General features: G+C 44.2%; 16 protein-coding genes. 6 read left to right on the top strand and 10 right to left on the bottom strand.

Features of this window, described 5'->3' with window-relative positions; translation table 11 throughout:
* The first annotated feature begins 55 nt into the window (after positions 1-55).
* From V7K61_RS02355 to V7K61_RS02340, 4 genes are all read left to right on the top strand, one after another.
* Positions 56-385 carry an STAS domain-containing protein gene (locus tag V7K61_RS02355; RefSeq protein ID WP_335050583.1) on the top strand — a complete coding sequence of 110 codons (330 nt, stop codon included), beginning with the start codon at positions 56-58 and terminating at the stop codon, positions 383-385.
* 150 nt (positions 386-535) lie between these two features.
* Positions 536-3,262 carry a TIGR03936 family radical SAM-associated protein gene (locus tag V7K61_RS02350; protein WP_335050581.1) on the top strand — a complete coding sequence of 909 codons (2,727 nt, stop codon included), beginning with the start codon at positions 536-538 and terminating at the stop codon, positions 3,260-3,262.
* Between the two features lie 940 nt (positions 3,263-4,202).
* Complete coding sequence (locus tag V7K61_RS02345) at positions 4,203-6,344, top strand: Rne/Rng family ribonuclease (RefSeq protein ID WP_335050579.1); 2,142 nt, start codon at positions 4,203-4,205, stop codon at positions 6,342-6,344.
* A gap of 8 nt (positions 6,345-6,352) precedes the next feature.
* On the top strand, positions 6,353-7,009 hold the full coding sequence (locus tag V7K61_RS02340; RefSeq protein WP_335050577.1) for a ribonuclease HII: 657 nt from the start codon (positions 6,353-6,355) through the stop codon (positions 7,007-7,009).
* Between the two features lie 167 nt (positions 7,010-7,176).
* On the opposite strand, the gene V7K61_RS02335 is transcribed toward V7K61_RS02340, so the two are convergent.
* Positions 7,177-7,764, bottom strand: coding sequence for a DUF1997 domain-containing protein (locus V7K61_RS02335; RefSeq protein ID WP_335050575.1), 588 nt, complete (start codon positions 7,762-7,764; stop codon positions 7,177-7,179).
* Positions 7,765-8,226: 462 nt separating this feature from the next.
* On the opposite strand from V7K61_RS02335, the gene pheA reads away from it, so the two are divergent.
* Positions 8,227-9,102: a prephenate dehydratase gene (gene pheA / locus V7K61_RS02330; protein ID WP_335050572.1), complete on the top strand. Its 876-nt coding sequence runs from the start codon at positions 8,227-8,229 to the stop codon at positions 9,100-9,102.
* Positions 9,103-9,246: 144 nt separating this feature from the next.
* Here pheA and V7K61_RS02325 read toward each other — a convergent pair whose 3' ends face one another.
* From V7K61_RS02325 to V7K61_RS02285, 9 genes are all read right to left on the bottom strand, one after another.
* A complete protein-coding gene (locus V7K61_RS02325) occupies positions 9,247-9,894 on the bottom strand; it encodes an LON peptidase substrate-binding domain-containing protein (protein WP_094349488.1) in 648 nt (215 codons plus the stop codon).
* A gap of 233 nt (positions 9,895-10,127) precedes the next feature.
* Complete coding sequence (rpsJ, locus tag V7K61_RS02320) at positions 10,128-10,445, bottom strand: 30S ribosomal protein S10 (RefSeq protein WP_008232935.1); 318 nt, start codon at positions 10,443-10,445, stop codon at positions 10,128-10,130.
* Positions 10,446-10,628: 183 nt separating this feature from the next.
* On the bottom strand, positions 10,629-11,858 hold the full coding sequence (gene tuf, locus V7K61_RS02315; RefSeq protein ID WP_099099763.1) for an elongation factor Tu: 1,230 nt from the start codon (positions 11,856-11,858) through the stop codon (positions 10,629-10,631).
* 23 nt (positions 11,859-11,881) lie between these two features.
* Complete coding sequence (gene fusA / locus V7K61_RS02310) at positions 11,882-13,960, bottom strand: elongation factor G (protein WP_335050570.1); 2,079 nt, start codon at positions 13,958-13,960, stop codon at positions 11,882-11,884.
* Between the two features lie 136 nt (positions 13,961-14,096).
* The gene (rpsG, locus tag V7K61_RS02305) at positions 14,097-14,567 is read right to left on the bottom strand and encodes a 30S ribosomal protein S7 (RefSeq protein ID WP_069070112.1); all 471 of its coding nucleotides are present in this window, start codon (positions 14,565-14,567) and stop codon (positions 14,097-14,099) included.
* Positions 14,568-15,160: 593 nt separating this feature from the next.
* Positions 15,161-15,544 carry a 30S ribosomal protein S12 gene (gene rpsL, locus V7K61_RS02300; protein ID WP_012410236.1) on the bottom strand — a complete coding sequence of 128 codons (384 nt, stop codon included), beginning with the start codon at positions 15,542-15,544 and terminating at the stop codon, positions 15,161-15,163.
* A gap of 132 nt (positions 15,545-15,676) precedes the next feature.
* Positions 15,677-16,003, bottom strand: a complete 327-nt coding sequence (locus tag V7K61_RS02295) for a HesB/IscA family protein (protein ID WP_335050721.1) — start codon at positions 16,001-16,003, stop codon at positions 15,677-15,679.
* 243 nt (positions 16,004-16,246) lie between these two features.
* The gene (locus tag V7K61_RS02290; RefSeq protein WP_099099760.1) at positions 16,247-16,666 is read right to left on the bottom strand and encodes a cupin domain-containing protein; all 420 of its coding nucleotides are present in this window, start codon (positions 16,664-16,666) and stop codon (positions 16,247-16,249) included.
* 297 nt (positions 16,667-16,963) lie between these two features.
* Positions 16,964-19,021: a phosphodiester glycosidase family protein gene (locus V7K61_RS02285; protein ID WP_442936286.1), complete on the bottom strand. Its 2,058-nt coding sequence runs from the start codon at positions 19,019-19,021 to the stop codon at positions 16,964-16,966.
* 782 nt (positions 19,022-19,803) lie between these two features.
* Between V7K61_RS02285 and gltB the strand changes: the two genes are divergently transcribed.
* Positions 19,804-24,516 carry a glutamate synthase large subunit gene (gltB, locus tag V7K61_RS02280; RefSeq protein WP_335050566.1) on the top strand — a complete coding sequence of 1,571 codons (4,713 nt, stop codon included), beginning with the start codon at positions 19,804-19,806 and terminating at the stop codon, positions 24,514-24,516.
* Positions 24,517-24,537 lie beyond the last annotated feature (21 nt).

The following is a 24,537-nucleotide window of genomic DNA, read 5'->3' as shown; positions in this document are numbered from 1 at the left end:
TTATGTTCAAATAATCTTTAGCTTGACGCTTCAAAATTCTTAATAGGATGTAACTATGCAGGCAGTGCTTAACTATCCCAAAATTGCAGTTATTCGCCCCCAAGGGTGCTTAAATGCTGCAAACGCCTTGGAATTTGAACGAGATATGGCTACAGCGTTGGCGCAAAATGGTATTTCCACCTTGGTAGTAGACCTAGCAGCAGTAGAATCGCTAGACAGCGCGGGGTTGATGGCATTGTTATCTACACACAAGCTGGCTCTTACTTTAGGAAGAAGTTGCCAACTTTGCGCTGTTGCCCCACAAATTAGAATGATTTTTGAACTGACGCAACTCGATAGGGTATTTGAAATATTAGACGCTGAAGCCAAATTGTCCCAAATATAACTTTATGTAAAAGCACAAAGTTCGGGCAATAATAAGTGGACTTTATGTAAAGGAGTTGTAAGTTGCAACGATAAAATCTGTTAGAAGACCTAATTCAATGCTAATGTTGGGTTTAGGTAGCTGTAATTAAGGTAGCTAGAAGATAGCACAGTGGTTGTTGCAGTTGAAAGATTAATAACGTCGGATATTTTAAAACCAGCTCGTTACCTGGGTAACGAGCTATTAGTGGTGCAAAAACCTTGGGATACGGCAGCAATACGTTGGGTTTTAACCTACCCAGAAGTATATGAAGTCGGTGCATCTAATTTAGGGCACATAATCCTTTATAACGTCTTGAATGCCCAACCGCGTCAATTGTGCGATCGCGCCTACCTCCCAGGAAAAGACCTGGCAGCCAAACTACGCGAGACTAATACGCCATTGTTTGCGGTAGAGTCAAAGCGATCGCTGACAGAATTTGACATTTTAGGCTTTAGCCTCAGTTACGAACTGGGTGCAACTAATATCCTCGAAATGTTGAATTTGGCTGGAATTCCCTTGACGTGGCGAGAGAGGCAGGGGAGCAGCACTTCTCTACGAGAGGCTGCGCCAACGGCTACGCTCAGTGATCGAGGAGCAGAGGGGCAGGGAGGCAGAGAATCTACTGATACCCAGTCATCCTTTCCGTTGATTTTCGCTGGTGGGCAAACAGCGACATCAAATCCTGAGCCTTATGCCGACTTCTTCGACTTTATCGCCCTTGGAGATGGAGAAGAACTGCTGCCAGAAATTGGTTTGGTATTAGAAGAAGGCAAACAAGCAGGATTAAGTCGGGAAAATCTGTTACTGGATTTGGCACAGATACCAGGCGTATATGTGCCTCAGTTTTACGATATGGCAGAGGATGGCTCGGTTCACCCTCTTCGCCCAGACGTACCAAAACGAATTCTGCGACGGGTTGCAACTCCCATACCAGCATATTCTATTGGTTTGGTTCCCTACGTAGAAACAGTGCACGATCGCTTGACCATTGAGATTCGGCGTGGTTGCACTCGTGGCTGTCGCTTCTGTCAACCAGGAATGCTGACTCGACCAGCACGGGATGTAGAACCTGATAAGGTTGTAGAAGCAATTGAACAGGGTATGCGGGCAACTGGTTACAATGAGTTTTCCTTACTATCTCTGAGTTGTTCTGATTATTTGTCCCTACCAGCAGTGGGGATGGAAATCAAAAATCGCTTAAAAAATGAAAATATTTCTCTGACTCTACCAAGCCAACGGGTAGACAGATTTGATGAGAATATTGCCAACATCCTGGGAGGTACGCGCCAAGGTGGACTGACTTTTGCTCCAGAAGCTGGTACTCAGCGGATGCGAGACATTGTGAATAAGGGGTTGACGAATGAAGAATTATTGCGGGGAGTAAAAACCGCTTGGGAGCAAGGCTGGGATAAAATCAAGTTGTATTTTATGATTGGCTTGCCGGGTGAAACCGATGCTGACGTTGTGGGCATTGCTGAAACGGTAAGCTGGCTACAGCGAGAATGTCGAGGCAAGGGCAGAAAACCTCTAAACTTTAACCTGACGATTTCTAACTTTACGCCCAAGCCCCATACACCATTCCAATGGCACTCAGTTTCTACCGCTGAATTTAAGCGAAAACAAAACCTGTTACGGCAAGAATTCCGCCGAATCAAGGCAGTAAAGGTAAATTTTACCGATGTCCGCATTTCGGCAATGGAAGATTTTGTGGGACGAGGCGATCGCAATTTGAGCAAAGTAGTCCGCCGTGCCTGGGAATTGGGTGCTGGTATGGATTCCTGGTATGAAAATTTAGATCGAGCTTTTAGCGCTTGGGGATCTGCGATCGCCCAAGCTGATTTAGATTGGAAATACCGCCAAGTAGAAAATGGCGAATGGAATTTGTTTCACGTAGAAGCGCAAAAGGGCAGAGAAGCAGAGGAGAATACCCCACTCAGCACTCCCCACTCCCTCGATATTCCCCTACCTTGGGATCATATTGATACCGGGATTGACAAAAAGTGGCTTCAAGCAGACTTGCAACGCGCTCTAGAAGCTGCAATTGTACCAGACTGCTCTTTTGAAGGTTGTTCTCATTGTGGCGTCTGTGGCACCGATTTTGGGCATAATATCGTGATTGAATCACCTGCTATCCCAAAATTTGCTGGCGAATTTGTCCCCAATACAACTAAGGCGCAAAGACTGCGAGTTTGGTTTGGGAAACAAGGTAATATGGCTTTAATGAGCCATCTTGATTTAATCCGTCTCTTTGACCGAGTTGTGCGACGAGCAGGCTTACCAATTGCTTTTACTGGTGGGTTTCATCCAATGCCACGCATTTCTCTAGCAACTGCTTTGGCTTTAGGGGCTACTAGCAGCGGTGAAATTGCAGATTTTGAGTTAACTGTGCCAGTGGAAGTTGATACTTTCCGAGAAAAATTGGCTCGTGAAATGCCCACAGACATACCTATATATAATGTGGAGCAGATAGATTTAAAAGCTAGTGCTGCTACCCAACTGCTAGAGTCCGCAGAGTATTTAATTACTGTAGCAGCACTAGCAGAAACAACACCCATACAATGGCAAAACTGGATTGATACAATCAAAGCAAAAGAGGAACTTTGGTACGAGCAAATAACTAAATCAGGCAAGAGCCAGTTAATAAATCTGCGCGATCGCTTATTTGAACTGGAATTAGTAGAAACCCACAATAGCATTGCAGAATCTATGTCATCTGTAATCCGTTATTTAGGTAGTTATCGTCAGGATGGTTTGGTGTTGCGTCCCGAACAAATCCTGTTTATGCTAGAGACAGTGGCTGGTGTAGAATTTCAACTCCTGCACATCCATCGTAATCGGCTAATTTTAGGGGTATAATCCCTGTAGGGCAACTTGCTAGTAGTTGTTCTAAGATGGCAGCTCACAGGAATTGATTTTTAGCAAGGTTGCGTTAGAATAGGGTGAAGAGAAATTTTCTGGCGCTGCATTGAATTAGCTGGTTCACTACCCTGATATTCAGGGGGCGAAAGCAAAGATATTAGAGTGCAACTTCTAGGATTTTATCCTGGACAAACAAAAAGCAGATTAAAGAATGCACACTCTCTCTATAGCTACCTTGTGAATCAGTAACTAACAGCAGGCTCGATTAGCTTCTCTAAATCCATGCTTTTAAACAACTGCTGAATGTCTAATCCAGGTAGTGCCCAAGAGCTAGTGCATTACTTCTTTAGAGTTAAAGCAACTGCTGTCGGTTATGCCGACTTGTTGTAGATGTTCACAAGACGCGCAAAGCACTGTTTGTCTTAGGCTAGAGCGGCTCAAGGCAGGTTAGAAACTGGCGCAGCTGAGTATAACCCTAAGATAAATCCGGGGAATGGAAAATAGAAATAGTTTCTTTTTCTTAACGAATTCAGTAGGTTACTCTCAAATAAAGCATCCTGAGTTAAAATGCTCACTCAGGATTTAGAACTTTCAACTCAGAACTCTCAAGATTTGAGGGTATTGCATCACAAATCAACCACGGACGGTTGATTTAATTGCTTAAACGATATACAGCAGTTCTGGAATAATCAGCCGTAGAAACGCTCTTAAGAGCGCCAATAGCTATTTAACTTAGAAGCTCAGATTTGCGATTTTTATTATCAGTAGCGCCTTTTGAGGGTTGCGAGGGCAGCAAAAGTATAATATCAAACCGAGAAAACACTGATAATTAAAACTGATGCGGAGACGCAAGTAGTTTTGAATTATTAAGTAATTAACCGGACTTGATACAACAAACCTCAAACCTGTAAGTGCTGCCAATTTTTGAGGAAATTGAATGCCGAAACAAATTATCATCGCGGAGCAGCACCAAATTGCTGCGGTTTTTTCTGAAGATCAAATCCAGGAACTCGTTGTTGCTACGGGGCACCATCAAATAGGTGATATCTACTTAGGAGTAGTAGAAAACGTATTGCCTGGGATAGATGCAGCTTTTGTCAATATTGGCGACCCAGAGCGCAACGGGTTTATTCACGTTACCGACTTGGGGCCATTGAAGCTCAAGCGTACCGCAGCAGCAATTACAGAACTACTTGCACCACAGCAGAAAGTTTTGGTGCAAGTAATGAAAGAGCCAACGGGGACAAAAGGGCCCAGACTCACGGGTAACATTACCTTGCCAGGACGCTACGTAGTACTGATGCCCTACGGTCGGGGCGTAAATTTATCCCGACGGATTAAAAGTGAAAGTGAGCGCAACCGCTTGCGAGCGCTGGCGATTTTGGTCAAACCGGCGGGAATGGGTTTGCTTGTGCGTACAGAAGCAGAAGGCAAACCCGAAGAAGCGATTATGGAAGATTTGGAATTGCTGCAAAAGCAATGGGAAGCCATTCAGCAGGAAGCCCATTCCACCCGTGCTCCAGCACTGCTCAACCGAGACGACGACTTTATCCAGCGTGTATTACGGGATATGTACGGCGCGGATGTCAATCGGATTGTCGTAGATTCTAGTACTGGTTTGAAGCGCGTCAAACAGTACTTGCAGAATTGGAGTGGCGGTCAAACACCTCAGGGATTGTTGATTGACCATCATCGCGATCGCTCCCCAATTTTAGAATACTTCCGCATCACGGCTGCGATTAGAGAAGCCCTGAAACCAAGGGTAGACCTACCTTCTGGCGGTTACATTATTATCGAGCCGACGGAGGCATTAACCGTAATCGATGTTAACTCAGGTTCGTTTACGCGATCGGCAACAGCTAGAGAAACAGTTTTGTGGACAAACTGCGAAGCGGCAACAGAAATTGCTCGTCAGTTGCGTCTGCGAAATATCGCCGGGGTGATCGTCGTTGATTTTATCGATATGGAATCGCGACGTGACCAACTACAAGTTCTCGAACACTTTAATAAAGCACTCAAAGCAGACAAAGCTCGTCCCCAGATTGCCCAACTTACCGAACTGGGTTTAGTAGAATTGACCCGCAAACGTCAGGGTCAAAATATTTATGAATTGTTTGGTGAAACTTGTCCCACTTGTGGCGGTTTAGGACATACCGTGCGTCTGCCTGGAGAAATTGAAAACCGATTGCCAATACCCGCAGAGACATCAGAGCGCGAACGTTTTGTATCCTTGCCTCACCGAGAACCACGTCAGCCATCTGCCCGCATCCCGGAACCACGAGAAACATACGATGGATTTGGGGAAGCATTTGAGGGCGATTCGGAATTGAGCAACCTAAATCTGATCAATCATCCTAGTTATCAAGAACTTAATGATAAGCGCCGTACCCGCACTCGCCGCAGTCGAATTGGTGTCAATGGGTTAAACGGGAAAGATGAATCTCGGATTGTTCCCAATCCCTTGGCTTTTGTTAACGAGCCAGATTTAGACCTGGATGTGGAACCAGAACTAGGAGTTGCACCAGAAATTCCCTCACCCACCCTTGGCAAACCAGGTTGGAATGAAAGAGTAGAGCGCACTAAAATTATCAAGGCAGAACCAGTTAAGCCAGTGGTAGAACCACCGGAGATTAGAACTGTAGAAATGAGCCTTCAAGAACAGGATATATTTGCCTTAATGGGAATATCTCCGTTGGTGAAGTTAGAGCAAGAGGTGAAAAATACCAAGTCTGTAATTATTAATGTGATTCAGCCTGGTCAACAGCCAACGACCCCAATTGAATCAACCTCAGAATCAACTATTGTCCAAAAAGCAGCACCTGAAATAATCACTATTGCCCAAAAGGCAACACCTGAAATAACTGCAAGCAAAATACCGACACCAAAAGTTATTGAGCCAGAACAAAAATCTCTGATCGAAGAAACAACTGAACCATCGGAGTTGACTGTAAATCCTTCGGGACGCTTATCTGCCAAAGCCGCCGCCGCGAACGAGATCGCAGATGAAAGTGAAGCTAATAGCAGCGCCACTGCCAGCCGCCGCCGCCGCCGCCGTTCCTCAGCGATCGAGGATAATTAATTTGCTTTATGGTAGAAATATTGCCAACGCCTTTGGAACAATCCACTTGGTTGGAGTTTTCTACCTTGTTAGAGATTCCAGGGTTGGTTGCAGGTGTGGATGAAGTAGGGCGAGGTGCTCTATTTGGCCCTGTGGTGGCGGCAGCAGTGATTTTACCAGATCGGGCTTTGCCAATACTGATAGCAGCTAAAATCAAAGACAGCAAAAAGTTGTCTAGTTCTCGGAGAACTGAGCTAGCGCAGCTAATTTGTGGGCTGGCTATAGACTGGAAAATTGGGTTTGCTTCTACTGCCGAAATTGACAAAATAAATATTTTGCAAGCGACGTTGTTAGCAATGAAGCGGGCTGTGCTGAAGTTAAAGGTACAGCCTGCACTCTGCTTAATTGACGGCAATCAGTCAATCAAAGATTTGCTATTACCGCAACAAACGATAGTTAAAGGGGACGAGCGATCGCTCGCTATTGCCTCTGCTAGTATTGTTGCTAAGGTTTGGCGTGACGATCTGATAATGCGTCTAGCATTAAAATACCCTATGTACAACCTGGAGTGTAACAAGGGTTATGGTAGCCAGCGACATTTGCTGGCTTTGCAACAATACGGTCCCTCGCCTCTGCATCGTCAGTCTTTTCGTCCTTGCCAAATCAAAGGTCTGAGTGTTGAGTGATTAAAGAAGAATACAGAATTCAGAATTCAGAATCAATTAGTTTAGTAGGGGATAAGCTGCGGGAAGCAAGCTACAGACCTTCTACTAATTACAGAGTTCAATTCTGTAGCTTGCTTCCCTGAAAGGGTATTCTGACTCCTGGCTTCTGAATTCTGTTTGTTAAAAAATTACTCAGCATTCAGGATTGGTAATTCAGTACTATCACTGTCAAGTCCTCTATCTTTGGTTTGTGATATCACCCAGTAGCGATAATCTACCAAAAGTTGATTTAATAACCGTTGCTTGACTGACAACAGTACGCTTTTAAGCAAACCATTGCCAGTAGCTTCTAAAATCGGCTTAGGAGTAAAGGAAAATGGCGGTGGAAAATCTACCACTACTTCTAAATCAGCTTTTCCTTGCAGGCGAGTGCCAGTGCTAAACTCTTTGGGAGACAAATAGCCTTTTAAATTGAGAGCAAATCGCTGGTTAATATACTCGAAACCTAAAATTTCACAGTTTAGCGATCGCAAATAAATTATTCCATTTGATTCTGCCCAAACTCTCATGTCTACAGTAGGTTGAATACTCAATGACATAAAAGTTAACGGACGCATTTTCAAGCGAAATACTTCCTCAGAAAGCTGCTCAATTCTACTGTTGTCAGCCAAAGCCTTAACTAGACGTTGAGGCTGGCGTAAGTAGTGCTGAATGGGAATAGGCTGCTCTGGAACAGCGATTTCAACCGATTGGGAGGCAGTAAACCGGGTAGCCATGAGCTAATAAAAATATCTGTTTCTTAATTTTAATATTTTTTAACAACTTAGTTCTGATTATTAGAAAAGTACAAAATTTATTGACTATAAAAATGATTATTGCTTATCAGCTATACATTATGAGCAAAAAGTTGGTACGCTCATTCTATCTTTAGTTCAGGAAATATAGATTAGGATTTAAGTCTTGACACAAAATCAAGGATATGCTTATTTTTCTGGATAGAAACCAATATAATTGCTCTTAAATCTTCATAGGAACTTAGCAAAAAACTGCTACAAAATCTATCTACTAAAAGACTCATTTGCATCACTTGCTTTCTTGGATACATATTTCGTTCTATCCGTTTAGTGCGTAAATTTTAAAAATAACAGTGTTTAGTAGAGTAGGTGTTGAATATATTTTCCAAAGCAAAATATCATAATCTCTGTTTCGGCATTAAACTCGCAACTTGGTATAAAAGCATGACTTTATCGATCGCACATTTAGGGCCTCCCGGCACTTACACAGAGCAAGCAGCTGTTTTTTATGTTAACTGGCTAACTAGAAGTACGGGAGTTGAAGCTAGGTTATGTCCCTATCCCACCATCCCTCAATCACTGCACGCCGTTGCTGATGGTCAAGCTCACTTGGCTGTTGTGCCAGTAGAAAATTCTATTGAAGGAAGTGTGACTACAACAATGGATACACTATGGCAGTTGGACAATTTGCGAATTCAGTTGGCTTTGGTATTACCCATTGCCCATACATTAATTTCTTGCGCATCTAATTTAGATAAGATTAAAACTGTTTATTCTCACCCGCAAGCCTTGGCACAATGTCAGGGATGGTTAGAGCGGTTTCTCCCAACTGTACAGATTATTCCCAGCAATTCCACAACCGAAGCACTACAGCTATTGGAGCAAGAGACAACAACAGCAGCGATAGCTTCTAGTAGAGCTGCTCAACTCTACAACCTGCCGATACTTGCTAGTGGTATCAACGACAATCCAGAAAACTTTACTCGTTTTTGGGTAGTAAGTCAGGGTGAGGTGGACGCTAGATACCAAGCAACAAAAGCGCCTGCTAGTCACACATCACTGGCTTTTAGTATGCCTGCCAACACACCCGGAGCATTGGTCAAACCTTTGCAAATATTTGCTCAACTAGGGATTAACCTCAGCCGGATTGAATCTCGTCCGACGAAGCGATCGCTAGGCGAATACTTGTTTTTCATGGATTTAGAAGCGGATGCCAAGGAAGAACAAATGCAATCTGCTTTAGCAGAATTAACTATCCACACAGAGATTTTAAAAATTCTTGGCGCTTACAATGTTTTACCGATTGGCGCCGTTACTTAAGAAGTTAAGAGTTATTATTTGGGATTTACCAATTATCAGCTAGGAAATATAAATTATAAGTTGTCGATCTTTTATTTCTGTTTTTTCTTCCTAACTCCTCACTCCTGTACAGACGCGATTAATCGCGTCTCTACTCCTAACTCCTCATTTTTCACTAAATGTATCTTTGAGAACAGCACGAGCTGCCAAGTGATTCCGAGTAGAAGTTAAAATTTCTGCTTCTCGCTCTAGACGAGTTACAGTATCTTGCATTTCTAATAATAATTGCTGCTCTGCGGCGACACCATAAAGGTTACTGGCTACCCAATAAGATAACTCTGTTGGTAGATCGGGCAAATCTTCTGGTAGTTCGATGTTTTGTTCGGTTAATTTTGCTGATAGACGCACCACATCTCGCAGTAGTTGTTCTACTTCAGTTGATAAAGGTCGTAAATCTTTAGTCGGTGGTTGGTCTTCAATCCATTCAACTAAGCCAACGCGATATGGCTTTTCACGAACATACTCTAAGACACGAAATCTTTGCTGCCCTAAAGTCATCATCTTGATCCGATCGTCTGGCAGCCGTTGGTGATGAATGATTTCGGCACAGCAACCAGTGTTTGCAATTGTACCTTTGACTGGATCAAACATCAAAACACCGAACCTGCGATCGCTCTCCAAAATCGTGTTCATCATGATTCGGTAGCGAAATTCAAAGATGTGCAGGGGTAATGGCCTGGTAGGAAACAGAACTACTTCGGGTAACGGGAACAGAGGTAGTTCGCGAACTGCAATTTTAGAAGATGATGTCATTGTTACTTTGGTATAAACTTAATCTTTAAAATTTATTTTTCTCTGCTTTTCCCGTACTTTATCTACATTCTATCATTTGTTTCCTAGCGAAATAAAAGCCCTGAGATATATTTATTTCTTCAGGGCCGTGTAAATATTCATACTAATGTAATTTGTCTTTTGTCCTGCGTCCTTTGCTAATGACAAATGACCAATACTTCGACTACGCTCAGTACAAGTGACTAATGACTAAATTAAAGTTTGACTTCAATATCTACACCCGATGGTAGATCCAATTTCATCAGGGCATCAATAGTCTTAGAGGAGGGCTGGTAAATGTCAATAATCCGGCGATGAGTACGGGTTTCAAAGTGCTCCCGTGAATCTTTATCTACGTGGGGCGATCGCAGCACACAATAGATCCGGCGTTTTGTTGGTAAAGGAATTGGGCCTATGGCTGTAGCGTTGGTGCGGTTAGCTGTGTCTACAATCTTCTCGCAAGATGTATCTAATAAGCGCCTGTCAAAGGCTTGTAAGCGAATTCTAATCTTCTGCTGCTGTAGAGTTGCCATCTTTAATTTTCCAGGTTCTGCGTAATTAGGGGAGTATTTACAGGTTAAAGGTTACAAGTTATAGGTTACAGAAAACTATTACCTGTCCCCTGTAACCTATTACCTTATTTATAGAGGGAAGAGAAAGGAGCAGAGAGGCAAAATAAATACCATCTCTGCTCCTTTGTTATGAGCAAAAAGGTGCTACTTGATAATTTTGGAAACGACACCAGCACCGATGGTGCGACCACCTTCGCGGATAGCGAAGCGCATTCCTTGTTCAATCGCGATCGCGTTGATCAATTCTACTGTCATCTTGATGCGATCGCCTGGCATCACCATTTCTACTTCTTTGCCTTCATCAGAAGTGTAGGCTTTGATGGTACCAGTTACATCAGTTGTCCGCACGTAGAACTGGGGACGGTAGCCAGCGAAAAATGGAGTCTTACGACCACCTTCTTTTTCTGTGAGGACATACACCTCACCTTCAAATTCATTGTGAGGTTTAATCGAACCAGGTTTAGCGATGACCATACCCCGTTCAATATCAGCCTTCTGGATACCCCGGAGTAGTACGCCAGCGTTATCTCCAGCCATACCTTGCTCAAGACTCTTCTTGAACATTTCAATCCCAGTCACGGTAGTAGCACGAGTATCTCTGATACCCACTAGTTCAACGTTATCGCCAACTTTGACTACACCCCGTTCAATCCGACCAGTGGCTACAGTACCACGACCTGTGATTGAGAACACGTCTTCTACAGCCATCAGGAAGGGTTTATCAACATCCCGCTCAGGAGTGGGGATGTAAGAATCTACAGCATCCATCAGTTCATAGATTTTGTCTACCCAAGGATTTTCACCGCGTTGGGTTTTGGGATTCTTGGTCATTGCTTCCAGAGCTTGCAGACCAGAACCTTTGATAATAGGGATATCATCGCCAGGGAAATCATAGCTGCTTAACAGTTCTCTCAGTTCTAGTTCCACTAGTTCCAGGAGTTCTGGGTCATCCATCAAATCTTCTTTGTTCAAGAAGACAACCAGACTAGGAACACCAACCTGTTTTGCCAACAGAATGTGTTCGCGGGTTTGGGGCATAGGACCATCGGTAGCAGCAACGACGAGGATACCTCCGTCCATCTGGGCAGCACCGGTGATCATGTTCTTCACATAGTCAGCGTGTCCTGGACAGTCTACGTGAGCATAGTGCCGACTTGCAGTTTCATACTCTACGTGAGCTGTATTGATGGTAATACCCCGTGCCTTTTCTTCTGGGGCATTATCAATTTGGTCGTAGCCTTTAGCTACAGCCTGACCCATAGCGGCCAAGGTCATGGTGATGGCTGCTGTCAAGGTAGTTTTACCGTGGTCAACGTGGCCAACTGTACCGATATTAATGTGGGGTTTATTCCTTTCAAACTTTGCGCGTGCCATGAATGCTCATTTCCTTATTTTAACTAAGCGTTCCCTTTGCTTTTTGCAATGATAGTTTCAGCTACGCTGCGAGGCACCTCTTCGTAGTGGCTGAATTCCATCGTGAAGGTACCCCGACCTTGCGTTTTTGACCGGATATCAGTGGCGTAGCCAAACATACTCGCCAGTGGAACTTTAGATGTTACCTTAGCGAGTCCCTTTTCGGTGCTTTGGCTTTCAATCTGCCCTCGGCGGGTGTTGAGGTCGCCAATGACGTTCCCCATATAGTCTTCAGGAACTTCAACTTCAACTTTCATCATAGGCTCTAAGATGACAGGTGAAGCTTTCAGCACAGCCTCTTTCATCGCCATTGAGCCAGCGATTTTGAAAGCCATTTCTGAAGAGTCTACATCGTGGTATGACCCATCAATTAGCGTCGCTTTAACGTCAATCAATGGATATCCAGCTAGAACACCGGATTCGCAGCTTTCTTTCATCCCTTGTTCTGCGGGGCCAACGTACTCTTTAGGTACTGTACCGCCAGCAATTTTGGAAACGAATTCAAAGCCACTACCGGGTTCTCCAGGCTCCAAATTGATCACAACGTGACCGTATTGACCTTTACCACCACTTTGGCGGATGAATTTGCCCTCAACTTTGTTTACAGCTTTCCGAATTGTTTCTCGGTAAGCTACTTGTGGGGCACCTACATTCGCTTCCACCTTGAATTCTCGTAACATCCGGTCTACTAGAATTTCTAGGTGTAGTTCTCCCATTCCCGCGATCACGGTTTGGTTTGTTTCGGGATCGACGCGGACACGAAAAGTGGGGTCTTCTTCTGAGAGAGATTGCAGAGCCTTGGACAACTTGTCCATGTCGTTCTTAGTTTTGGGTTCAACCGCCACCGAGATTACAGGCTCAGGAATGAATAGGGATTCCAGAATTACTGGCGATGCATCATCACAAAGCGTGTCGCCTGTCAAGGTGTCTTTCAATCCCAAAGCTGCTCCCAAATCACCCGCTCGCAGTTCATCGACATCTTGCCGATCGTCTGCCTTCATTAGAACTAAGCGGGAAATCCGTTCTTTTTTATTCTTACTAGCGTTGAGAACGTAGCTGCCCTTCTTCAGAACACCAGAATAAACGCGAACAAATGTCAGGCGACCGTAAGGGTCAGCCATAATCTTGAATGCCAGAGCTGCTAGGGGTTCGTTGTCATCAGCCCGCCGCTCAACAGTATCGCCATTGGGCAGTAAGCCTTGAATTGGCGGTACTTCACTTGGCGCTGGCAGGTAATCAACAACGGCATCCAGCATCAACTGTACGCCTTTGTTTTTGAATGCCGAACCGCAAAGTACTGGTACAATTGTCCCCGCAATTGTGCCTTTACGCAGGGCAGTCCGAACTTCCTGTTCTGTAAGTTCTTCGCCGTCGAAGTACTTAGCCATCAGAGCATCATCGGTTTCTGCCGCGGCTTCTATTAGTTTGGTACGGAATTCGTCTACCTGCGCTTGTAGTTCTTCTGGGATATCAGTTTCCTGAATATCAGTTCCTTGGTCATTAGCGTAAATATACGCACGTTGCCCTACTAGGTCAACGATACCTCGGAAGTCGTTTTCACTACCAATTGGTAGTTGAATGGCGATCGCATTCGCCCGCAGGCGATCGCGAATTTGCTCGTGAACTTTATAAAAGTTCGCTCCGGTGCGATCCATCTTGTTAATAAAGGCTATCCGAGGAACTTTGTAGCGTTCTGCTTGACGCCACACTGTCTCAGACTGCGGTTGCACGCCACCCACAGAACAAAATACTGCGATTACACCATCCAACACGCGCATGGAACGCTCAACTTCAATTGTGAAGTCTACGTGACCAGGAGTATCGATAATGTTAATTTGATGATCTTTCCAACTGGTACTGATCGCAGCAGCAGTAATGGTAATTCCCCGCTCCCGCTCTTGCTCCATCCAGTCTGTGACAGCAGTTCCTTCGTGAACTTCGCCAATTTTATGAATTATCCCAGAGTAAAATAATATTCTCTCTGTTGTTGTTGTTTTGCCCGCATCTATATGCGCCGCAATACCAATGTTGCGTACTTTCTCTAGCGGGATCGTGCGTGCCACAGCTACCTCCTATAGTTTTTGCCTCATGATATCTTGTATATTACTCTTTGTTAAGATTCTATACTTTTACGGAAAACCGTCTTTTTTGTAAATCCACGATACACCGCTTCGGCAAGGCGATATATCGCTTTTTTACTTAGTAACGATAGTGTGCGAATGCTTTGTTAGCTTCCGCCATCCGGTGTGTTTCTTCGCGTTTGCGAATGGCATTGCCAGTTTCGTTGGCAGCATCCATTAACTCATTTGCCAGTTTGCTGGCCATTGTGCGCCCTGGTCTAGAGCGGGAATATTGCACTAACCAACGCAGTGCTAAAGTAGTGCCCCGTTCTGTACGCACTTCCATTGGTACTTGGTAGGTTGCTCCACCAACTCGCCGAGCCTTTACTTCTACTAAAGGCGTGGCATTTCGCACTGCTCTTTCAAAGGTTTCTAAGGCACCAGCACCAGTGCGTTCTTCAATAGTTTTTAATGCATCATAAACAATGCGTGCGGCAAGTGATTTTTTGCCATGACGCATGATCCGTCTGATAATCATGCTCACAAGGCGACTGTTATATACGGAGTCAGACGGAACTGGGCGCCTTTGAATAACACCACGACGAGACATACTTCACCTTTAATTCGGAATTGGCAACGAAATTATATGCTATCAGACACCGGAAACTAAAAGCGGTAGAACCCAACCCTCAGACTTCCTCAATTTTTTCGACCGTTGCAGCAAGGCTGACTTAATTTACTGCCAATTTTTGATTTTTGATTTGTGATTTTGGATTAAAAGTTTTTGGTATATATTCCGATCGCAAGGATCTGAACAAATCAAAAGTCTGTAAGCCTAATTCCCTTGTGGGTTTGACCAATCCAAAATCGCAAATCGTTCGACTGAGCGACTTGCCTTGAGCGAAGTCGAAAGGAGCCGAAGTCTAAAATCTAAAATTGTTTGACTTGCTACCTGCAACTAAATACTCAAGGCGACAAGATTATAAACTTTAATGTTCAGATGAGAAATTCGCTGTCAGTTACAGCTTTCTCCTCAGAACTTCTACACTTGCTCGCTTAGTGTAGATGTAGCTTGATTTTTTGAAACAGACTTTAGCAGCCTTCAAAACTACTGTTAGAACAAAGACGGCGATCCTTCTTTTGCCCTTCAGCTTTTTTAAGGTAGACGATTAATCGTGTTCGATGCGATTAATCGTCATAATCCTATTTTTTCGCTTCTTTAGGACGCTTGGTTCCATACTTGGAACGGCCTTGCTTGCGGTCTTTGACTCCGGCTGTATCTAGGGTGCCACGGATAATGTGGTATCTCACGCCTGGTAGATCCTTAACCCGACCGCCACGAATCATCACAACTGAGTGTTCTTGTAAGTTGTGACCAATGCCTGGAATGTAAGCTGTGACTTCAAATCCAGAAGTAAGTCTGACTCTTGCTACTTTACGTAGGGCTGAGTTAGGCTTTTTTGGTGTGGTCGTGTATACTCTGGTACAAACTCCCCGGCGTTGGGGACATTGTTTCAGAGCAGGGGACTTGGTTTTCTGACGCGCTTGTTCGCGCTCATTTCGTATTAGCTGCTGTATTGTTGGCATGAGTTACAGCGCGTAAAGCTGCTTATGGTCTAAGTTTTAACAAATCCTGATTATATCTTTTTTTACGGCTTGATGTCAATTGTCATTTTTCCTTAGCGATCGAACATCTGTTTTTTGACTAATGCTCAATCACTAAGGACTCAAGGAGAAGGAATTGCCACAGCCACAGCTAGCGATCGCCTGGGGATTGTGGAACCGAAAACCACCACCCATTAAGTCTTCTGAATAATCAACTCTCAAACCGTTGAGGTAATTTAAGCTTGCGGCATCTATGACCACTTGAATCTCATCCAAGTCGAAAACCTGGTCGTCTACTTTTATTGCTTCATCGAAGGACATATCATAAAAGAACCCGGAACAACCACCTGGTTTTACTGCCAATCGAAACAATACATTTGGCTGCTTGGACTTTTTTATACGCCCAATCTCACTTACGGCTGCTTGACTCAGATGAATCATGGAATTCGTTTTTTGCAATTGAATACCCCATCTTCCATTTTACAGATAGGTTGACCTTTGCTTGTGCAAAATTCCAAATCACCAAAGGCATGAGCGCGATCGCTATTACTACATTTATAACACTAACATATTTCAGTCCCCACCTTAACTAGGTAGGGACTTCTGGGGTGTAGTAGTTCGTTTACAAAGACGGTTTACACGAATTAGCTTTGGGATTAAAGCTTTAATAGCGTTCTTTTGGTTTTAATCTTTGGTACGGGCATAGTCATCTTGGTAGCGGATAATATCATCTTCTCCCAAGTATTCGCCATTTTGCACTTCAATCAATACCAAGGGGATCACGCCAGGATTCTCTAAACGATGAGATGTACATTGGGGTACATAAGTTGACTCATTATTGCTCAGTAGTACTTCTTTCTCGCCACAAACTACTCTAGCTGTACCAGAGACAACAATCCAATGTTCACTGCGGTGATGGTGCATTTGTAGACTGAGGCGGTGTCCAGGCTTAACTTCGATGCGCTTAATTTTGTATCCGCGCCCTTCTTCCAAAACTGTAAAAGCACCCCAAGGACGTAATTCAGTTGCAGCAACGCCCCTGGAAGTTATGGTTGGAGGGAGGTGTAGAGTTTCAGTCTGTGTAGTTTCTTGATATCGAGCCATAGTTACCTCATTTGAAGACATAACAAACCGTTGGTACTCTTAATTATTGATAAAAAATCTGGCGCTATCTTGCAACCTTGAAAATCAGCAATTTTGTCGCACTTTGATAAACATAGCAAAATCAAACCTTGTGGTGTAAAGTATCACTACTAAAATTCTGATGTTTACACCAAGTCTTCATCAAGCAAAATGGCAGCTTGTTCTAAACTTTAAAAAGTGACTGGGGATTGGGGAAGGTGGGGCCCCCTCTGGGGATAAGGGGTAATGGGGATTGGGGATTGAGTTTTTTCTATTACCTCATTTTCGTGGTTGTAGGAAAATACCAATTCCGTTGTGAACACGAGCAGCGGTACTAGGCGATCGATCGAGTAGTTGCCCTCCTAAATAAAGGCTGGTAGAACTACCGCCGTCCAAATTTAGGGCATCTACACAGCCCATGAGTTGCATTAATTGGGCGTGTTCTGCCAAATTAGGCCCATAACCGCCGACACGATTATGTGTGGCAGTAATCATCAGTGTGCCTGTTGCCGTTGTGCAAATACCGCTACGAATAGCTTTTTCGGCAATAAAGGCATTGCTGAATTTTTCGCCTTTGGCATCAAGGACAACTTGACGATTTTGGACTAATAGCGGCCCAGCCCCGATAATGTGGGGATAACGACTAAAATCAGCTGGAGTAGTGGCGCTGGAAATACTTACTGTGCTTCCAATAGGTAGCTGGGAAGCAGCAGTCGTAGCGTTAGCGCGTAAAGTTAGCAGGTAGCCATTCTGGGGAATCGGAACCGCTGTCGCACCAACTTTGCCGCCTGGTAACTGATTAGTAATTTGGTCTTTTTCTACTACTAAGATAATTTCGTTATCTGTCAGGGGTGTGTAAGTTGATCCCCAAGCTGAGGTATAACGAGCAATCCCACTCTGGACGTAGCCGCTGTTGAGAAACAAAATTGGTAGGCGTTGGTCATTTGCTGCAATTAAAGTTTCTTCTAAGGTGAGACGACCGAAGTAAAATTGGCCTGAATTATTCCAAGCGATCGCACCTCGGTTCAGAATCGGGCCTGATAACCACTGACTATCTCGACGAATCGCACCCAATGGCAATTTATTATTACGGTTAAAATAACCACCATTAATTCCAGCTACAGCTAAGTAACGTTGTGCTGTTTGAATTATGGGAGCAGTACCCGCAAGTCCATCAGGACTAGCCCACATAGGTTTTAAGGTTAGCCCAAATTTGCGGGGATTAACTTCTAACCAGACCACTGGAAAACGCTCTGTGCCTAAGTTGACATAATGCTGTCGCCAACGCAATCCTGGGGCCCAAGTAATATCTCGTTCTTCTAGAGGATCGGGTCGAATATTGATACTCAGGCGATTCGGGTTAGCTACAGTAGTAACTTGAGGCGATAGACCAAAGGGAACGCTCAGACTAATAATCGTTTGGTTTTTCACCACCTCCACTTTTTGAATCAGTGGTTCAGGGGCTGGTGGTATTGGTTCTGTTGGTGTAGCTGGTGATAATTGTTTGAGTAGGTTTGGCAGCAATGTTGGTGGTGCTGCTGGTGGCTGGGGGGTATAGCGTTCTATCAAAACGGGATCGGCTATTCCATCCAGGGTAATTGTCCACTGTCTATTTGGCGGTACAGTGGATTTGGGAGTTGGCGTATCTGGATCGGAAGAAGGAGTTTGCGGTTTGGCTATCGCTGACCCTTGTGCAACTTGCCAGGGAGTGGGACGATCTAAATCGACAAGAATCCGAGCCTGTTGCAAAGGGGTACTCGCTTCTGGAGGTTCCTGACTCTGAACAATATTTGTGATTTGTGTTTTTGGGGTAGCAATTACCAAAATGTTGCCATTAGCTTGAATTTGCCAGCCAGATGTTTGAGCAAAGTTAGTGATATCCAGATAGCGATATGCTCCTAGTAGGCTGGTGGCTAATACCAGTGGTTTTGTCACCGATGAAAACCACTGTATTGGTTGCTTCGCTGAATTAGTACTGTTTAAGAAATTTACTCCAATTAATTGCCTAAATGCCCCATCACTAATATTGGTTGTCACCTGTCCAGATTTTCCAGGTCGCTGTAACCAAGTTCCTGGTAAAGTACGACCATTGAGGGAAATTTGATTACCAGAGGATGCTACACCTGTTAAAGGAGGTGCAGGTGACTGTGAGATTAACCTGGGTATAAATTTGGTGGTTTTCGGGGACTCTTGGGCGTTGGTAGCACAAGTAGTCGTTAAGCACAGTACTGTTAAAAGTATTGGTGACACAGTAGCCCGGAAAAATCTGCAAACGCCAAGGGCGATCGCAGAGCCATCGCTAATCTCTGATTGGCAACAATTCGGCATTTTTACCATAATTTACTAGGTACTCTGGAAAACTATTACCCAAGGTTTAAACTAACCAATTATTTGGAAATATAAAGGAAACATGACTTTATTTTTGAATAAATATGGTAGTCTATATATTGGCTAGTTATCTCTTTTAGACACGCACTAATTTATTTAGACGCTAAAGCCACTGCAATCAAGCTTTTTAACTCTCACTAATTCTAACCACACTATATACGGTAGTTTTGGTTATCAAAATTGGATTAAAATATTTAATCCTAACTGAACGTTGCTACTGTTATTACTTAAGTAATGTCTAGTTAATAGTAATACATGCGGCAAGTGGTAAGCGGCAAAATTCTAGACAACAACAATATTTGGGAATTGTCAAATGGGTATATATTGTAATACGCTGATTTTATTGCTGGATCGGGATAACTTTGGCTTTAGAACATAGTACAGCGTTCAGTTTTAGTTTTGTTTGTTTCAGGTGAGCCAAAAAATAGGCTCTATGAATAGCTAGTGTGCATCTGGAAAAAAGGGATTGAGAAAATACTTAACTTCAAAATATAAAAAAGAAACTGTCAGGGCAAAAATAATGTCTTGGCGGAGGTAACTTGTCTAACACCGCATAAACACATAAAAAACACGCAACTATTTTAACACGGGTGAACTAAGAAAGTAAAACCGAAGTTAAAATTTTTTTTCCCTAAATTTCGGTGCCTATATATTTCTCCATCGCTGAATTTAGAAATTTTTTCTCGCAATGTAGTGGCAAAATTGGTAACTCAATACTTCAGGAACAGGGTATGAATAATAAACCGATGAATCAAGACCAGAAAATCACAGCGGATATCAACTCAAGAGATACCTATCAGGGGCAAAAGTGGTTAGTAGAGGAACGAGATGCCTGTGGTGTCGGTTTTATTGCTCATCGCCAAAATCATACCAGCCATGAAATTGTCGAAAAAGCCTTAGCTGCTTTAACCTGCTTAGAACACCGAGGAGGTTGTAGCGCCGATCGCGACTCTGGTGATGGTGCTGGAGTATTGACAGCAATTCCTTGGGAGTTGTTCCAACAAGACTTTGCCCAAAGGGGGAAGGAATTTCCATCTAGCGATCGCATAGCTGTGGGAATGATATTTTTACCACAAGACCAGCAAGCTGCACAAAAAGCGAGGGTGACTGTCGAGCAAGTAGCTGCTGAAGAGAAATTAATTGTATTGGGTTGGCGAGTAGTGCCAGTGCAATCTGATTTGCTGGGGGTACAAGCAAGAGAAAATCAGCCCCAAATTGAACAAGTTTTGTTAGCTTCCGTTGACAAAAGCGGTGATGAATTAGAACGGCAGTTGTATATTACCCGCCGCCGAATTAGTAAAGCTGCAACTAACATCTCAGAAGAATTTTATATCTGCTCCTTGTCAAGTCGCACAATTGTCTACAAAGGCATGGTGCGTTCCGCTGTCTTAGGCAACTTTTATGACGATTTAAAAAATCCAGCTTACAAAAGCGCCTTTGCTGTTTATCATCGCCGCTTTAGTACCAATACCATGCCCAAATGGCCCCTAGCCCAACCGATGCGGCTTTTGGGTCACAACGGCGAAATCAATACCTTATTGGGTAACATCAACTGGATGATGGCACGAGAAGCTAGCCTGAATCATCCTGTATGGGGCGATCGCATCCAGGAACTCAAGCCATTAGTTCATATTGATAATAGCGACTCAGCTACCCTAGACAACGTAGTGGAATTGCTGGTTTGTTCTGGACGCACCCCCTTGGAAGCCTTAATGATTATGGTTCCAGAGGCTTACCAAAATCAGCCTTCTTTACGTGAATCTCCAGAAATTGTTGATTTCTACGAATATTACAGTGGTTTGCAAGAAGCTTGGGACGGGCCAGCACTTTTAGTATTTAGCGATGGCAAAAAAGTTGGTGCAACTCTAGATCGTAATGGTTTAAGACCAGCTCGCTACCTGATCACCAAAGATGATTACATTGTTGTAGCTTCGGAAGCTGGTGTGGTAGACTTCCCAGAAGCCGATATTATCGAGAAAGGTAGACTCGGCCCAGGGCAAATGATTGCCGTGGATTTAGAAAATCATGAAGTGCTGAAGAATTGGGATATAAAGGAGCGCATTGCCAAGCAGCACCCTTATGGAAAATGGCTGCAACAGCACCGTCAAGAACTTAAACAAATTGTCAGTAGCCAGTCGTCAAATGTTAATGGAAATGGAAATGGAAATGGACATCTGGCTGCTGAAAATGGTAATGGGCATAGTACAACTGACAAAATTAACGAGCAAACCTTGCTTCAGCGTCAAACTGCCTTTGGCTACACCACAGAAGATGTAGACATGGTGATTAAAGAAATGGCGATCGCAGGTTCAGAGCCGACTTTCTGTATGGGTGATGATATTCCCTTAGCGGTGCTGTCACAAAAACCCCACCTGCTTTATGACTATTTTAAACAGCGCTTTGCTCAGGTGACGAACCCGGCGATCGATCCCCTGCGGGAAAAGCTAGTGATGTCTCTGAAAGTCGAACTGGGTGAACGGGGTAACTTATTAGAACCTAAGCCAGAATATGCTCGGAGATTGAAACTTGAGTCGCCAGTGTTGACGGATGGTGAATTAGAGGCGATTAAGCTGTCAGGATTTGTCACAGCTGAGTTGTCAACCCTATTTGCGATCGCCAGCGGCCCAGAAGGATTGAAAGCCGCAGTGCAATCTTTGCAAGCACAAGCAGCTGAGTCAGTTCGGGCAGGTGCAAAGATTTTAATATTAAGCGATCGGAATCAGGTCAATGACAGTATCAACACAGAATATACCTACATTCCTCCCTTATTAGCAGTGGGTGCGGTGCATCATCACCTGATTCGGGAAGGGTTGCGAATGAAAACATCCCTGATTGTCAATACAGCTCAATGCTGGAGTACTCATCACTTTGCTTGTCTGATTGGTTATGGTGCTGGCGCAGTTTGCCCGTACATGGCTTTAGATACGGTGCGTGATTGGTGGTCTGATCCCAAAACTCAAAAGTTAATGGGTGTGCAAAAAATTCCCACCCTCACCCTAGAACAAGCTTTAGGAAACTATCGCAAAGCAGTAGAGTCAGGTTTGCTCAAAATTCTCTCCAAAATGGGAATTTCTTTGCTCTCCAGCTATCAAGCAGCCCAAATCTTTGAAGCTATTGGCATCGGTGGAGATTTAATCGACCTGGGATTTCGTGGTACGACTTCCCGCATCGGTGGTTTGAGTGTTACCGAACTCGCTAATGAAGTGCTTTCCTTCCACAGCAAGGCTTTCCCAGAACTAGCGACTAATAAGTTAGAAAACCTGGGTTTTGTGCAATACCGTCCTAACGGCGAGTACCACATGAATAGCCCAGAAATGGTCAAGGCGCTGCATAAGGCTCTAGATGGCAAAAACTACGACCACTACGAAGTTTACAAAAAGCACCTCCAAGGCAGACCAGTAACGGCGTTGCGGGATTTACTAGACTTCCAAGGCGATGCCCCGTCGGTTCCTCTAGAAGAAGTGGAATCGGTATATGAAATAGTCAAACGTTTCTGCACTGGGGGGATGTCTTTAGGGGCTTTGTCAAGAGAAGCCCACGAAACTTTAGCGATCGCCATGAACCGTATTGGTGGTAAATCAAATTCTGGAGAAGGTGGCGAAGATCCAGTGCGCTACACAGTTCTAGATGATGTAGACGAGTCTGGTCACTCGCCAACCCTACCTCATTTAAAAGGGTTGCGGAATGGCGATCGAGCTTATAGTGCGATTAAGCAAGTTGCATCAGGACGCTTTGGTGTCACCCCAGAGTATCTAGTCAATGCCAAACAAATTGAAATCAAAATTGCCCAAGGTGCCAAGCCTGGGGAAGGTGGACAACTGCCAGGGCCCAAGGTGAGCCAATACATTGCGATGTTAAGGCGCTCCAAGCCAGGTGTGACGCTGATATCGCCACCACCGCACCACGATATTTATTCGATTGAAGACCTAGCACAACTGATTTTTGATCTACACCAAATTAACCCCAAAGCAAAGGTGTCGGTGAAGCTAGTTTCAGAAGTTGGCATTGGCACGATCGCAGCTGGTGTAGCTAAGGCAAACGCTGATATTATCCAGATTTCTGGTCATGATGGTGGTACAGGTGCATCGCCACTTAGTTCTATTAAACACGCTGGCTCACCGTGGGAACTGGGTTTAAGTGAGGTGCATCGCGTCTTGATGGAAAATGGCTTGCGCGATCGCGTGATTTTACGCGTAGATGGCGGACTCAAGAGTGGTTGGGATGTGGTAATAGGTGCATTGATGGGCGGTGAAGAATTTGGTTTCGGCTCCATTGCCATGATTGCCGAAGGCTGTATCATGGCGCGGATCTGTCATACAAATAATTGCCCCGTCGGTGTTGCCTCCCAGAAAGAAGAACTCCGCAAGCGGTTTACGGGAATACCCGAACAAGTTGTCAATTTCTTCTACTTCATTGCCGAAGAAGTGCGGAGTTTGTTAGCCCGACTTGGCTACCGTTCTTTGTCAGAAATCATTGGACGTGCAGATTTGTTAAAACTGCGCCCAGAGGTAAATCTCACCAAAACGCGATCGCTAAATCTTGACTGTTTACTTCAGCTACCAAATAGCAAAGACAATCGTAGCTGGTTGGTGCATGAAGAAGTTCACAGCAACGGCGTGGTTTTAGATGACAAGTTCCTTGCCGATCCTGACATTCAGGCTGCTATTAGGGATCAATCTACTGTCACCAAGACTTACCCAATTATCAATACTGACAGAACAGTGGGCACAAGATTAGCGGGTGCGATCGCTTCTCAATACGGTGACAGTGGCTTTGAAGGACAAATTAATCTCAACTTTACAGGTAGTGTTGGGCAAAGCTTTGGTGCTTTCAACCTCCCAGGCATAATTCTAAGCCTAGAAGGAGAAGCAAACGACTATGTAGGTAAAGGGATGCATGGTGGTGAAATCATCATCAAACCTCCAACTGATGCTACCTATAACGCATCACAAAACGTGATAGTTGGCAATACCTGCCTCTATGGTGCTACTGGTGGCATATTATTTGCCAACGGACTAGCAGGAGAGCGCTTTGCTGTGAGAAACTCCAAAGGCATCGCAGTGATTGAAGGCGCTGGGGATCACTGCTGTGAATACATGACAGGTGGTGTGATTGTCGTCCTCGGCAAAGTAGGACGTAACGTAGCCGCTGGAATGACTGGAGGACTGGCATACTTCTTGGATGAAGACGACTCATTTCGTGAGTTAGTCAACCCAGAAATTGTCAAAATTCAGCGGGTGATTACCGAAGTAGGTGCAAAGCAACTGCAAGAATTAATCCAAAATCATGCAGAACGCACTGGTTCACCAAAGGCGAAGAAAATTCTGCAAAACTGGCAAGAATTTTTGCCGAAATTCTGGCAGTTAGTTCCGCCTTCTGAAGCTGATAGTCCAGAAGCAAATCCTGAAAAAACAACTGAGTTCAGTTTAGTCAGCAGTCATTAAGAGACTGACAACAAATAAATT

Origin of the sequence: Nostoc sp., assembly GCF_036918015.1 — a bacterium.
Lineage (GTDB): Bacteria > Cyanobacteriota > Cyanobacteriia > Cyanobacteriales > Nostocaceae > Nostoc.
The sequence above is the reverse complement of the archived record's forward strand: the minus strand, read 5'-3'. Positions and strand labels throughout refer to the sequence as shown.